The sequence below is a fragment of the Variovorax sp. GW822-FHT04A09 genome, from assembly GCF_058801005.1.
Genome location: NZ_JBXAMV010000005.1, coordinates 275,814 through 289,246, shown reverse-complemented (window position 1 = coordinate 289,246; position 13,433 = coordinate 275,814). Strand labels below are relative to the sequence as shown.

Genomic DNA, 13,433 nt, shown 5'->3' with positions numbered 1-13,433 from the left:
CTTCAGGCGATGGTGTAGCCGCCATCGACCGGCAGCGCCACGCCGCTGACCATCGCCGCGCCGTCGGACAGCAGGAACAGGATCGGCACGACCACTTCCTCGACCTGCGCGAAACGTCCCAACGGAATGTTCTTGAGCGCCGCCGCGCTCTTGGCCGGATCGGACCACGCCTGCTCGGCCATCGGCGTGAGCGTGACGGTCGGGTTCACGCTGTTCACGCGGATGCCGTGCGGCCCGAACTCGAGGCACAGCGCGCGCGTGACGGCGTCCATGGCCGCCTTCGAGGCGCTGTAGCAAAGGTGGGCATCGAGCGCGACCAGCGAGGCCTGGCTCGACACGTTGACGATGCTGCCGCGCATGCCGGCCGCGATCATGGCCCGGCCGCAGCGCGCGGCTACGAGCGCCGAGGCGCGCGCGTTGACGGCCATCACGGCATCGAAGCTCCCGGCCTGCAGGTCGATGGCGCGCTCGATGCGTGTGGTGCCGGCGCAGTTCACTACGAGGTCGAACGCGGGCAGCGGGGCGAGCGCCTTTTCCAGTGCGGCGACGTCGGCCACGTCGAGTGCCAAGGGCGAGCAGCCGGACTCGGCCTGTAATGCTTCCAGCGCGTCGGCGTTGCGACCTACGGCTGTTACTTGTGCGCCTGAGTGGGCGAGCTGCGCTGCGACTGCGCGGCCGATGCCGCTGCTGGCGCCGGTCACGAGGGCGCGCTTGCCTGAAAAGTCGAAGGTAGGTGTCATGGTGTTCTGCTCATCAAAGGTTGTGGTTCAGGGCGTGTGCACAGGCCCCCGGGTACTTCCCTCCGCGAATGTCCCCCGGCCTGCGGCCTCCTCCTTGATTTCGCTGCGGGAAGCACCCAGTGTCCTGTGCACACTGAGCGCGGTCGTTGTGCAGTCGATCAACAACCGCACTGCCCAACGATCACGTCGATGGGGTGCCTTGCGCAGCGAAATCAAGGAGGAGGGGCGAAGCCCCGGGGGACATTCGCGGAGCAAGGTGCCCCGTCGGCGGGATCGTGCCCCGGACAGGTGCGTCATCCCAACCGATGCATCGCATCACGCAACGCCGGGTACAGCGAGGTGTAGATCTCGAAGCGCTCCCGGTAGACCGCCTGCGCCGCAGGCTCGGGCCGCGCGCGTTCCACCAGCGTGACCCAGCCGCGCTCCGCGGTGGCCGCATCGACGAGCCCGGCACCGAGCGCCGCGAGCATCGCCGCGCCGAGGGCGGCTTCGACCTCTTCCTCGATCGTGAACACGCGGTAGCCCGTGACGTCCGCCACGATCTGCATCCACAGGTCGGAATGCGCGGCGCCGCCGACCACGATCAAGCGGTCGTCCAGCGGCTGGCCGCTGCGCCGGCCGGCCTCGATGTTGTGCTGCAGCGCGAAGCTCACGCCTTCGAGCACGGCGCGGTACAGGTGGGCGCGGCTGTGGGCGAGCGAGAGGCCGATGAAGGCGCCCTTGGCCTGCGCGTCCCAGATCGGGCTGCGCTCGCCCATCAGGTAGGGCAGGAAGACCAGGCCGTCGGCGCCGGGCGGCACGTCGACCGCGCGGCGTTCGATGAGGGCGTGCGCGTCTTCGCCGGTGCGCGCGGCCTCGGCCACTTCGGCCTGGCAGAAGGCTTCGCGGAACCAGGTGACGGCCGCGCCGGCCGTGATCGCGCCGCCGAACACGTAGCTGCGGTCCGCGCCGCGGTAGACGTGCGGCATCGTGATGAGCTGGTGGCGCGCGTCCACCGTCGGGCTCACGAAGCCCCAGCACATGCTGGTGCCGATCATCGCGACATGGTCGCCGCTGCCGGTGACGCCCGCACAGAAGGTGGCCACCGCCGCATCGACGCCGCCGGCCATCAGCGGCATGCCTTCGCGCAGGCCCAGCTGCGTGGCCCACTCGGCGCTCAGGTGGCCCACCACCTCGCTCGATTCGACGAGCCGCGGCGGCATCATGCGCGCCGGAATGCCGAGCATGTCGAGCGCCTGCGCCGACCAGCGCCTCCGCGCCGCGTCGTACACGCCGCCGATGTTCCCCGCCGAGCTGTGGTCGACCGCGAGCTGGCCCGTCAGCCGCCAGTTGATGTAGCTGTTGGGCGGCAGGAAGTGGTGCGTCTTCGCCCACACCTCGGGCCGGTGCTCGCGCAGCCACAGCATCTTGGTGAAGCCGTAGTAACTGTCGACGCCGTTGCCGGTGATGGCCTGCAGCCGCGCCACGTCGACCGTGGCGTTCACCGCATCGACCTCGGCGGTGGCGCGGCGGTCCATCCAGATGAGGCAGGGGTGCAGCGGGCGCATGGCCTCGTCGACCGGGATGCCCGCGCCGCCGTAGAGGCTGCTCACGCACAGCGCGGCGATGTCGGTGGCCGCGATGCCGCCTTGCGCCACGCAGGCGCGCACGCTCTCGCACACGGCATCGAACCAGACCTCGCAGTCCTGCTGCGCCCACAGCGGCTTTGGCGTCTCGGGCTGGTAGGCCACGCTGGCCTGCGCGTGCACCTTGCCGTCGATGCCGACCAGCAGGCACTTGGTGCTCTGCGTGCCGATGTCGACGCCGACGACGTACTTCATGACACTGCGCGGGGCTGCGGCTTGAGCAGCACCTTGATCGAATCGAGCGAGTTGGCCAGCGCGAAGGCGCGCTCCCATTCGGTCAGCGGAAAGTCGTGCGTCACGATGCCATTCGACGTGACGAGCCCGCGTGCCAGCAGGTCGATGGCGACCGGGTAGCAGTACGGGCCCAGGTGCGCGCCGCGCACGTCGAGTTCCTTGCGGTCGCCGATGATCGACCAGTCGGCGCTCGTCTCCGAACCGAACACGCTGAACTCGACGAAGCGGCCGAGCTTGCGGATCATGTCCAGGCCCTGCGTCACGCCGATGGGCGCGCCGGTGGTCTCGATGTACACGTCGCAGCCGTAGCCTTCGGTGAGGCCCTTGACGATGGTATCGGCGTTCTCGGTCTTCGGGTTGATGACCACGTCGGCGCCGTACTGCTTCGCGAGTGCCAGGCGCTCGGGCACGAGGTCGATCACGATCAGCTTCTTGGGCGTCTTGAGTGCCGCCACCTGCGTCATCATCAGTCCCAGTGGGCCGGCGCCGGCGATCACCACCACGTCGTCGAGCTGGAGCTCGCCGCGGTTCACCGTGTGGATCGCACAGGCCAGCGGCTCGATGATGGCCGCGTCTTCCAGCGAGATGCCGTCGGGGATCTTGTGCACGCGCGAGGTCGGCGGCAGGCGCATGTAGTCGGCCATGCCGCCATCGGCCACGACGCGCTGGAAGCCGAAGATGTGGTGCACCTCGCACATCCAGTATTTGCCCGAGGTGCAGAAACGGCACTTGCCGCAGGGCACGATCTGCTCGGCGATCACGCGGTCGCCTTTCTCCACGCCGAAGTGCTCCGCCGCGCCCTCGCCCAGCGCCTCGACATAGCCGAAGAACTCGTGGCCGGGAATGACCGGCGCTTTGACCCACGAGGGCTGGCCGTCGCCGCCCCAGAACATCTTCGCGCCCGAGTGGCACTTGCAGTCGGAGGCGCAGATGCCGCAGGCCGCGATGGAGATGAGCAGTTCGTTCGGGCCGATGGTCGGCATCGCGACGGTCTCGAGCCGGTAGTCCTTGGGGCCGTGGCACACGACGGCCTGCATGGCGGCGAGTTCGCCGATGGCGCCCGTGGCGCCGGGTTGGAGCTTTTGATACGACATGGATTCCTTGAGTCGAGGGAGGTACGAAGAAGCGGGGAAGAGATCAGCGGCGGGCCTCGCGGCTGATGAAGATGGCGAGCAAGACGATGCCGCCCTTGATGATCAGTTGCAGGTACGGCGACACGCCGATCATGTTGAGACCGTTGTTGAGCACGGCCAGCAGCAGCGCGCCGACCAGCGTGCCCACGATGGCGCCGCGGCCGCCCGCGATGGACGTGCCGCCCATCACCACCGCCGCGATGGCGTCGAGCTCGAAGCCCACGCCCACGCCGGGCTGGCCGCTGGTGACGCGCGCGGCCTGCACGATGCCCGCGATGGCGGCGGTGAGGCCGCTCAGCACATACACCAGCAGCTTGTAGCGCGACACGCGCACGCCCGACAGCCGCGTGGCTTCCTCGTTGCCGCCGATGGCGTACACGTAGCGGCCGAAGGGCGCCATGTTGAGCAGCACGTAGGCCACGAGGTAGGTGGCCAGCATGATGAGGATCGGCACCTTCAGGCCCGCGAGCGTGCCGCTGCCCAGGAAGGCGAACGATTCGGGCAGGCCGTCGATCGGGTAGCCGCCGGTGTAGATCAGGGCGATGCCGCGCGCGATGCCCATGGTGGCCAGCGTCACGATGATCGGCGGCATGCGCAGGTAGGCCACGCAGTAGCCGTTGAACAGGCCGATCACCGCACCCACGCCCAGCCCGAGCGGCACGGCGAGCACGGGCGGCAGGCCGAAGTGCACCATCAGCCCCGAGGCCAGCGTGCCCGACAGCGCCACCACCGCGCCCACCGAGAGGTCGATGCCGCCCGTGAGGATCGCGGCCGTCATGCCCACCGCGATGATCGCGTTGATGGACGACTGCAGCGCGATGTTCTGCAGGTTGCTCACCGAGAGAAAGTTGTCGGTCGCCACGATCATGAAGACCGAGATGGCAATAAGGCCGACCAGCGGCAGGAAGGCCGTCGAGCGGCGCAGCTGCGTGAAGAACCCGCCCGCGGGCACGGGCGGCGTGGGATGGGTGGCGGTGGCAGTCATGAGGGGCTCCCGGAGGAAGAGGGAAGGGAGGGAGAGGACGAGGTCGCGTGGCGCATGATTTCGCCCGCGTTGATCGCGTCGCCCGTGAGCGTGGCCACGATGGCGCCGCCCGAGAACACCGCGATGCGGTCGCACAGGCCGACGATCTCGGGCAGCTCGCTGGAGATCATCAGGATCGACTTGCCCTGGCGCGTGAGTTCGCGCATCAGCTGGTAGATCTCGGCCTTGGCGCCCACGTCGATGCCGCGCGTGGGCTCGTCGAAGATCAGCACGTCGCAGTCGTGGCCGAGCCAGCGCGCGATCACCACCTTCTGCTGGTTGCCGCCCGACAGCGTGGCCACGCGGGTGTCGATGCCCGGCGCCTTCACGCCCACGCGGCGCGAGAGTTCATCGGCAGAGCGTTTCTCCGATGCCGTGTCGACCACGCCCGCGCGGCGGTGCCGACCGAGGTTGTTCAGCGAGATGTTGAAGCGGATCGTGAAGTCGGTGATCAGCCCTTCGACCTTGCGGCTTTCGGGCAGCAGGCCGATGCCGTGCGCGAGCGCCTGCGTCGGGTCGTCCAGGCGCACGCGTTGGCCGTTGCGCAGCACCGTCTTGCGGTGCGCGCGGTCGGCGCCCATCATGCCCAGCGCGAGTTCGGTGCGTCCCGAGCCCACCAGCCCCGCGAAGCCGAGGATCTCGCCCGCGTGCAGGTCGAAGCGGTTGACCGGGCCGTCCTTCACGAGCTGGATCTCGGGCACATCGAGCACCTTGCGGCCATTCGGTGCGGGCTGCGGCTTGGGCGGAAAGCTCTGTTCGATGCGCCGGCCCACCATCATCTCGACCAGCGCGTCGACGGTCGTGGCGGCCACCTCGACATGCCCGGCGTTGGCGCCGTCGCGCAGCACGCTGATGCGATCGCACACCTCGAAGATCTCATCGAGGTGGTGCGAGATGAAGATCATCGCCACGCCCTTGGCGCGCAGTGCGCGCATCACCTTGAACAGGTGCTCGGCCTCGTTGGGCGTGAGCGTGGCGGTGGGTTCGTCGAGCACCAGCAGCCGCGCCTTCAGCGACAGCGCCTTGCCGATCTCGACGAACTGCTGCTGCGCCACCGAGAGCTGGCAGATCGGCACGCCGAGGTCGATCTGCACGCCCAGTTCGTCGAACACCGCGCGGGCTTCGCGCTGCATCGCCGCCTGGTCCATGAGGCCGAAGCGGTTCGTGCGGTAGCGGCCCAGGAAGATGTTCTCCACCGCGTTCAGGTACGGCACCAGGCTGAACTCCTGGAAGATGATGCCGATGCCGGCCGCGATGGCGTCGCCGTAGCCGGCGAAGTGGCACTCGGTGCCGTCGATGACGATGCGGCCCTCGTCGGCCTGGTGGATGCCGCCGAGGATCTTCATCAGCGTCGACTTGCCCGCGCCGTTCTCGCCGAGCAGCGCGTGCACCTCGCCCTGGCGCACCGAGAGGTCGATGTTCGACAGGGCCTTCACGCCCGGGAAGCGCTTGGACACGCCTTCCAGCCGCAGCATCTCCCGGGGTGGTTCGTACGTGACGGTCACGGGCGGCGCGTCCGGCAACTTACCAGCTGAAGGTCTTGGCGCCTTCGGCGTCGATGAGCTTCACGTCGACCGGCACGGCCGCGGGCACGTTGGCGCCCCACTTCTTGGCCAGCGCGATGCCGATGGCCAGGCGGATCTGGTCGCGCGGGTACTGCGCGGTGGTGGCGATGAACTTCGAGCCCGCCTTCTGCATCGCCTTGATGGCCTCGGGTGCGCCGTCCACGCTGGTGAGCTTCACGTCCTTGCCGCTGGCTTCGATGGCGGAGAGGGCGCCCATCGAGCCGCCGTCGTTCACGCTGAACACGCCCTTGAGGTTCTTGTTGGCCTGCAGGATGTTCTCGGTCACGGTGAGCGCGGTGGCGCGTTCCTGCTTGCCGTTCTGCGTGCTCACGACCTTGATGCCGGGGTACTTGGCCAGCGCTTCGCGGCAGCCCTTCACGCGCTCCAGGATCGGCACGACCGGAATGCCGTCGAGGATGGCCACGTCGCCCTTCTCGCCGATGTTTTTCGCCAGGTACTCGCAGGCCAGGCGGCCCGCGTCGAGGTTCTTGGAACCCACGAACGAATCGACCGGGCCTTGCGCGTTGGCATCGACCGCCACCACGATCACGCCGGCCTTCTTGGCCGAGCGCACCGCGGACTGCACGCCGGCCGAGTCGGTCGGGTTCAGCAGCAGGATGTCGATCTTCTTCTGGATCATGTCTTCCACGTCGCCGATCTGCTTGGCCACGTCATGGCGCGCATCGGTGGTGACCACGGTGGCGCCGATGCTGGCGGCGGCTTCTTCCAATGCCTGCTTCATCGTCACGAAGTAGGGGTTGTTCAGTTCCTGGAAGGTCATGCCGATGCGCAGCGGCTGCTTGGGCGCCTGTGCCAGTGCGGCGGTGGTGCCGCAGGCGAGGGCGGCGACGAGGGCGGTGGCTTTGAGAAGGCTCTTCATTGGGTTGTCTCCTTGAGGTTGGTTGTGTGACGGTCTGCAAAAAAACGCGGGCAAAGGGTCGCCCCGCGCGGCGCGCAAGGCGCCGCGCCAGGAACGACGCGGGGAACACGGGGGGCGCGCTACGGCGGGCTGTTGGCGGCGCGCGATGCAGCGAGCTGCATGCGATGGAAATGGCGGAACTTGGTCGGCGGCATGCGCTTGTGCAGCAGGAACTGCCGGTTGAAGTTCGACACGTTGTTGAAGCCCACGTCCATGCAGACGTCGAGCACGGGCTTGTCGCTGTTGGCGAGCAGTTCGCAGGCGCGGCCGATGCGCAGCCGGTTCACGTAGCGCACGAACGACTGCCCCGTGTGCTTGCGGAACGAGCGCGAGAACGCGCTCGGGCTCTGGCCCACCAGCTCGGCCAGCATCGGCTCGCGCAGCTCGTCGCCCAGGTTGGCGGCGATGTGGGCCAGCACGTTGTTGATCGCGTGCGACATGAAGGCCTTGGGGTCGGGCGTGAACGCGGGGCTGGCCAGCCGCTGGCGGTCGTCGCTGGTCACCAGCAGCTCGAACAGCGACAGCAGCAGCACCACGCGGCGCAGCCCGCGCGCCTCGAGCAGCGCTTCCATGATCGGCTTGGCCGCGGCGGCGGTGGCGGCCGAGAAGAGCAGGCCCGAGGCCGACTCGGCCAGCAGCGGCTCGATGCGGCGGAACTCGGGGAAGGTGGCCGCCATGTTGCGCACCAGCGCGGCCGGGAACTGGATCACGATGCCGCGGCGCTCGACGCTCTGGCCGGCGGGCACGTCGCTGATCCAGTTGTGCGGCAGGTCGGGGCCCATGAACACGAGGTTGCCCGGCTCGAAATGGCCGACGTGGTCGCCCACGAAGTACACGCCCTGGGTCTCGACGATCAGCTGGATCTCGTACTCGGGGTGGAAGTGCCAGCGCACCGTGCGATACGGATAGCCGTGCGCCCAGGCGGTGAACGATTCGTCACCTTGGACTTCGACGATTTCCAGATCGGGTTGCATGGCCGGCGGTCTTTCCTCTGTGTATGGCCCCCGGGTTGGGGGTGAGGCGGACTGTACGAATCGCTCCGGATGCCAACAACCAGCGTTGGGGTGCGCAACTGATACTTTTTTGAGTCGCGGTCCTGCCTGGTAGCGAAGGGCGCGACGACGCGCTGCGCTGCAGCAAACCCCTTTCTCCTCGGGGCGTGGCGCATGCCGGAGCGCAATTGCTGCGGTGCAAAAGAGTCGCTTCGCGCCGTGTCAAGATTTCATAGGTGTTTTCCCGGCCCGACCCGGCATCCGGGGCGGCACGGCACACTCCCAAGCCATGACGCAAAGCTCTCTTTCCCCTCCGGCCGCGGGTCCGCTGGCCGGCCTCAAGGTCGTCGAACTCGGGCAACTGATCGCCGGCCCCTTCGCGGCGCGCACGCTGGCCGACTTCGGCGCCGACGTGGTCAAGATCGAACCGCCCGGCGCGGGCGACCCGTTGCGCACCTGGCGGCTGCTGAAGGACGGCACCTCCGTCTGGTGGCAGGTGCAGTCGCGCAACAAGCGCTCGCTGGCGCTGGACCTGCGCCAGCCCGAGGCGCAGGCCATCGTGCGCCAGCTCGCGGCCGAGGCCGACGTGCTGGTCGAGAACTTCCGTCCCGGCGCGATGGAAGGCTGGGGCCTGGGGCCCGACGAGCTGCTGGCCGTCAACCCCGCGCTCGTCATGCTGCGCATCAGCGGCTACGGCCAGACCGGCCCCTACCGCGACCGGCCCGGCTTCGGCGTGGTGGCCGAGGCCATGGGCGGGCTGCGCCACCTCACGGGGGAGCCGGGCCGCGTGCCGGTGCGCGTGGGCGTGTCGATCGGCGACACGCTGGCCTCGCTGCACGGCGTGATCGGCGTGCTGATGGCCATGCAGCACCGCCATGCCACCGTGAGCGCCGAATTCCCCAAAGGCCGGGGCCAGGTGGTCGACGTCGCGCTGTACGAAGCGGTCTTCAACTGCATGGAAAGCCTGCTGCCCGAGTACGCCGAATTCGGCGCGGTGCGCGAGGCCGCCGGCAGCGCGCTGCCGGGCATTGCGCCCACCAACGCCTACCGCTGCGCGGACGGCGGCTACGCCATCGTCGCGGGCAACGGCGACAGCATCTTCAAGCGGCTCATGGCCTGCATCGGCCGGCCGGACCTCGCGGCCGACCCGGCGCTGGCCGGCAACACGGGGCGGGTGGCGCAGGTCGGGATGCTCGACGCCGCCATCGGCGACTGGGCCGCGCAGCGCACGGTGACCGAGGTGCTGGCCGCGCTCGACGCGGCGCACGTGCCCGCCGGGCGCATCTACACCATCGCCGACATCGCGGCCGACCCGCACTACGCCGCGCGCGGCATGCTGCAGCAGGTGGAGATGCCCGACGGCAGCGCGCTCGCGGTGCCCGGCTTCGTGCCCAAGCTGTCGCTCACGCCGGCTGGCCACCGGCGCAATGCGCCGGCGCTGGGGGCGGACACGCAGGCGGTGCTGGAGGAGATCGGATTGAGCGCCGAGCAGATCGCCGCGTTGCAGGAGCGCGGAATCGTCGGCTGATCGGTCAGCCTCGGAGGGATTCGATCAGGTCGATGTACTTCTGCTTCGCCTCGTCGGCCGTGGCGCCCTTCTGGGCGGTCCACGCGTCCCACTTGGCGCGCGCGACGATGTCGCTGAAGCTGGGCTTCTTGGCGGTGTTGTCGCCTTCGGTCGCCTGCTTGAACAGGGCGTAGATCTTCAGCAGCGTCGGGTTGTCGGGGCGCTCGGCCAGCAGCTTGGAGTTGGCCTGGGCGGCTTCGAATTGGGCGTTGAGGTCGGACATGGCGGTCGGGAAGAAGGTCGGAAACCGCGCATCTTAAATGGATTGGTACCAAGTGGTACCAATCGTGAGCTTGCAGGCCCTTCAGTCCGTCAGGCCGGCGCGCGCCAGCTCCACGTCCAGTTGCTCGCGAGCGTCTTTCGCTTCGGCGTCGTGAATTTTTCGCGCTCCTTTGAGTTGCTTGGTGTGTCGACGTCGGATTGACCATTGTTTGCAACGGTGCGGCGCGGGTGTGCCACAGACTTTTTGGATCCCTGTTTTGCCAGAGGTCCACCACGTGTCTCACACCCTTGCGGTCACAAGCCCTGCACTGCCCGATGCCCTCGAACCCATGCGCCTGTCGGGCCACGAAGGCCTCAATGCCTTGTTCGAATACGAGCTGCTGCTCAAGACCCCCGATGCGCTCAACTTCAGTTTCAGCCAGGCGGCCGACATTGACCTGGACGCCCTCATCGGCTGCGAGATCAGTTGCTCGATCGAGCTCGATGGCGCAGGAGAGTTTGCGGCAAGCGCCGTGGGCGGCAATGCAGGTGGGCTGGGCGCCGGCACACGGCAGATCAATGCGCTCATTGCCGGCGCGCAGCTGTGGGGCGAAGAAGGCCGCCACATTCAATACAAGCTCACGTTGCGTCCCTGGCTGCATCTGGCGACCCTGAGCACCGACTGCAAGATCTATCAGAACAAGACAGTCGTCGACATCCTGGACGAACTGTTCGCCGACTACTCCTTTCCCGTCGACAAGCACTTCGTCGAGACCTACCCGGCTCGGGACTACCAGACGCAGTTCAACGAGAGCGACTTCGCATTCTTCGAGCGCTTGTGTCAAGAGTGGGGAATTTCTTATCACTTCCGCCACAGCGACGGCAAGCACCGCCTCGTACTCACCGACAACATGGGCGCGCACCCGCCCATGGAGAGCGCTGCCTATCAGCTGGTGGCGTACCACCCCCCGGGCTGGAAAGTCGATGCCGAATACATCAGCAGCTTCGTTCCGCATCATCAACTCACCAGCGGCCGCTACGTCAGCCGCGACTACGACTACACCCGGCCCAAAGCCGATCTGAGCACCGAACAGGCCGCACCTCGCCCGACCGGGCAAGCGGACCTGGAGGTCTACCAGTGGCACGACAGCCGGGCCGGCAGCCACTACGTGCAACCGCGCGCAGGAACAGGCACCAACGAACCCCTTGCAGAAGGCAACCGCATCGCCCTGCTGCGCATGCAGGCCCTGCGCACCCACGGTGCGAGGGCCAAGGCCAGCGGTCAACTGCGCGGCATGGTTCCCGGCGGCACCTTTCAGTTGCAGAAGCATCCACGCGAAGCCGCCAACGTCCAGTACCTGGTGCTCGACAGCCGGTTCCTCATCGAGAACGTCGCGCAAGAAAGCCAGGGCATCGAAGCGGCTTCCCATCGCAAGCAGCAATGGCGCGTCGAGGTCGACTTCACGGCCCACCCGATCACCGAACCCCTGCGTCCGGCGCTGCTGCGGCACAAGCCGCACACGCAGGGCCCGCAGGTCGCGGTGGTGGTCGGGCCCGAGGGAGAGAACCTGTGGACCGACGACCTGGGCCGCATCAAGGTGCAGTTTCCGTGGGACCGCCTGGGGCAGAAGAACCAGCACGCCACCTGCTGGCTGCGCGTGAGCTCTCCATCGGCCGGCAACCAACTGGGCGGCGTGCAGGTGCCGCGCATCGGCCAGGAGGTGATTGTCGATTTCATCGGCGGCGACCCCGACCTGCCCATCTGCACCGGCCGGGTCCACAACCAGATGAACCTGCCGCCCTGGGAGCTGCCCGGCCAAGCCGCGCTGTCGGGGTTCAGGAGTCGGGAACTCGTCAAGGAGGGCGGCAACAGCGCAGGCGGGCGCTCCAACCATTTGGTCCTTGACGACACCGACCAGAAGATCCAGGCGCAGCTCAAGAGCGATCACCAAAGCAGTTCACTGAGCCTGGGCCATGTCACGCGCATCGACAGCAACGCAGGCCGGCTGGATGCCCGTGGCGAAGGTTTTGAATTGCGCACCGACGCCCATGGCGCCATCCGGGCGACACAGGGCCTCCTCATCACGACCGAAGCACGCCCCAACGCAAAGGCCCATCTGCTCGACAGTGGCGAGACCCGCCAGCGCCTCGTTGAAGCCCGCGATCTGCACGAGGCCGGCGCGCAAGAAGCGCAGAAGAACAAAGCCCAGGAGGGCAATGACCAGGCCGAGGTCGCCAAGTCGCTGCAGGAGCAGAACGATGCGGTCAAGGGCGATGGTGCCGCCGATGTCGAAGCCGGCCGGTTCCCCGAGCTGGCACAGCCGCACCTGGTGCTGGCCAGCCCCGCCGGCATCGAAACCACCAGCCAGTTCAGCACCCACATCGCCAGTGTCGAGCACACGGCGATCACGAGCGGCAAGCACACGAGCATCACCAGCGGCGACAGCCTGCTGGGCGTGGCCCTGCAGGCCATCAAGCTCTTTGCAGCGCAAAAGGGCATCAAGGTCGTCGCGGCCCAGGCCGACATCGACATCCAGGCGTTGAAGACCTGCATCAATCTGCTGGCCAAGGACGAAATCACCCTGCGGGCCGACAAGATCACGATCGAGGCCAAGACGCAGCTGCTGGTCAGCGGGGGCGGCAGCTACACCCGCTACAAGGGCGGCAGCATCGAAAGCGGCACCACCGGCCCGCACGTGCAGCGCGCCAGCGTGCACAGCATGGTCGGCCCCAGCAGCACAAGCCGGCCGAGCCTGCCCGAGGGGCTGAAGCCCGGCAAGGGACAGCTCGAACTCACGCACCGTTATGCAAACGGCGAAGGCTTGAAGGGCGCGGACTACAAGGTCACGGACTCGGCTGGTCAGGTCAAGACGGGCACGCTCGACGGCAAGGGCTTTGCGGCCGTCTCGGGGCTGGCACCGGGTGGTGCACGCATCGAGTTGGGCAAGGACCCTGCGGATCCGTGGGACGAGGCCAGCTACATCGGAAAACCGAGTTGGCCCGCGCGCGAAGGCTCGGCCGCCGACACGGGCGTGGCGCCGCTGAACGACATGCTCGATGGGCTGATGGCCCAAGCCGCAGATGCGGCGAAGGGCAAGGATGCGTTGGCTGCGACGCTCAAGGCAGGCCTTGCGGGTGGGGCCACTTCGGCAATCGCAGGGGCCCTGGGCGGACCGATGGGCGGTGCCATCACCGGACTCGCCTCAACGGCTCTCGGGGTCAACGCGCTCCGCGCGGCGAACGTGGCCACGAGCACGCGAGATCAAGCCTCAGGCGCAGCCACCACTGCATTGAGCGGCATCGCCCAAGGCGTGCCAGGGCTTGGTGCGCCTGCCGCGCCGTCGCGCCTGTCACCGGGCATCTTGCCCATGCACACCACCGTCTGACCCGCAGATCGCACGCCGATCTGCGCCCCCATTGCAACGACATCAAA

10 protein-coding genes are annotated in these 13,433 nt (G+C 68.0%); 2 read left to right on the top strand and 8 right to left on the bottom strand.

Annotated features, from left to right (window positions below; genetic code table 11):
- Nucleotides 1-2 precede the first annotated feature (2 nt).
- From AC1RLW_RS24690 to AC1RLW_RS24660, 7 genes are all read right to left on the bottom strand, one after another.
- A complete protein-coding gene (locus AC1RLW_RS24690) occupies nt 3-740 on the bottom strand; it encodes an SDR family oxidoreductase (protein ID WP_493195490.1) in 738 nt (245 codons plus the stop codon).
- 293 nt (nt 741-1,033) lie between these two features.
- Entirely contained in the window at nt 1,034-2,560 is a 1,527-nt protein-coding gene (locus AC1RLW_RS24685; RefSeq protein ID WP_493195489.1) for an FGGY-family carbohydrate kinase, read from the bottom strand.
- Entirely contained in the window at nt 2,557-3,693 is a 1,137-nt protein-coding gene (locus AC1RLW_RS24680) for an alcohol dehydrogenase catalytic domain-containing protein (protein WP_493195488.1), read from the bottom strand. Before AC1RLW_RS24680 ends, AC1RLW_RS24685 begins: the two co-directional genes overlap by 4 nt.
- Nucleotides 3,694-3,736: 43 nt before the next feature.
- A complete protein-coding gene (locus AC1RLW_RS24675) occupies nt 3,737-4,717 on the bottom strand; it encodes an ABC transporter permease (protein WP_492686647.1) in 981 nt (326 codons plus the stop codon).
- On the bottom strand, nt 4,714-6,231 hold the full coding sequence (locus tag AC1RLW_RS24670; protein ID WP_493195590.1) for a sugar ABC transporter ATP-binding protein: 1,518 nt from the start codon (nt 6,229-6,231) through the stop codon (nt 4,714-4,716). Before AC1RLW_RS24670 ends, AC1RLW_RS24675 begins: the two co-directional genes overlap by 4 nt.
- Nucleotides 6,232-6,280: 49 nt before the next feature.
- On the bottom strand, nt 6,281-7,201 hold the full coding sequence (locus tag AC1RLW_RS24665; protein WP_493195487.1) for an ABC transporter substrate-binding protein: 921 nt from the start codon (nt 7,199-7,201) through the stop codon (nt 6,281-6,283).
- A 119-nt stretch (nt 7,202-7,320) separates the two neighbouring features.
- Nucleotides 7,321-8,214 carry a helix-turn-helix domain-containing protein gene (locus tag AC1RLW_RS24660; RefSeq protein WP_493195486.1) on the bottom strand — a complete coding sequence of 298 codons (894 nt, stop codon included), beginning with the start codon at nt 8,212-8,214 and terminating at the stop codon, nt 7,321-7,323.
- Nucleotides 8,215-8,521: 307 nt separating this feature from the next.
- Here AC1RLW_RS24660 and AC1RLW_RS24655 point away from each other — a divergent pair, with 307 nt between their 5' ends.
- Complete coding sequence (locus AC1RLW_RS24655) at nt 8,522-9,760, top strand: CaiB/BaiF CoA transferase family protein (protein ID WP_493195485.1); 1,239 nt, start codon at nt 8,522-8,524, stop codon at nt 9,758-9,760.
- Between the two features lie 4 nt (nt 9,761-9,764).
- Here AC1RLW_RS24655 and AC1RLW_RS24650 read toward each other — a convergent pair whose 3' ends face one another.
- Complete coding sequence (locus AC1RLW_RS24650; RefSeq protein WP_062476104.1) at nt 9,765-10,022, bottom strand: acyl-CoA-binding protein; 258 nt, start codon at nt 10,020-10,022, stop codon at nt 9,765-9,767.
- A 274-nt stretch (nt 10,023-10,296) separates the two neighbouring features.
- Here AC1RLW_RS24650 and AC1RLW_RS24645 point away from each other — a divergent pair, with 274 nt between their 5' ends.
- Nucleotides 10,297-13,386, top strand: coding sequence for a type VI secretion system Vgr family protein (locus tag AC1RLW_RS24645; RefSeq protein WP_493195484.1), 3,090 nt, complete (start codon nt 10,297-10,299; stop codon nt 13,384-13,386).
- The last annotated feature ends 47 nt before the right edge of the window (nt 13,387-13,433 follow it).

Coding starts and splice junctions, on each gene's coding strand:
- AC1RLW_RS24690 (WP_493195490.1), bottom strand. CDS start 740: ATGACACCTACCTTCGACTTTTCAGGCAAGCGCGCCCTCGTGACCGGC.
- AC1RLW_RS24685 (WP_493195489.1), bottom strand. CDS start 2,560: ATGAAGTACGTCGTCGGCGTCGACATCGGCACGCAGAGCACCAAGTGC.
- AC1RLW_RS24680 (WP_493195488.1), bottom strand. CDS start 3,693: ATGTCGTATCAAAAGCTCCAACCCGGCGCCACGGGCGCCATCGGCGAA.
- AC1RLW_RS24675 (WP_492686647.1), bottom strand. CDS start 4,717: ATGACTGCCACCGCCACCCATCCCACGCCGCCCGTGCCCGCGGGCGGG.
- AC1RLW_RS24670 (WP_493195590.1), bottom strand. CDS start 6,231: ATGCTGCGGCTGGAAGGCGTGTCCAAGCGCTTCCCGGGCGTGAAGGCC.
- AC1RLW_RS24665 (WP_493195487.1), bottom strand. CDS start 7,201: ATGAAGAGCCTTCTCAAAGCCACCGCCCTCGTCGCCGCCCTCGCCTGC.
- AC1RLW_RS24660 (WP_493195486.1), bottom strand. CDS start 8,214: ATGCAACCCGATCTGGAAATCGTCGAAGTCCAAGGTGACGAATCGTTC.
- AC1RLW_RS24655 (WP_493195485.1), top strand. CDS start 8,522: ATGACGCAAAGCTCTCTTTCCCCTCCGGCCGCGGGTCCGCTGGCCGGC.
- AC1RLW_RS24650 (WP_062476104.1), bottom strand. CDS start 10,022: ATGTCCGACCTCAACGCCCAATTCGAAGCCGCCCAGGCCAACTCCAAG.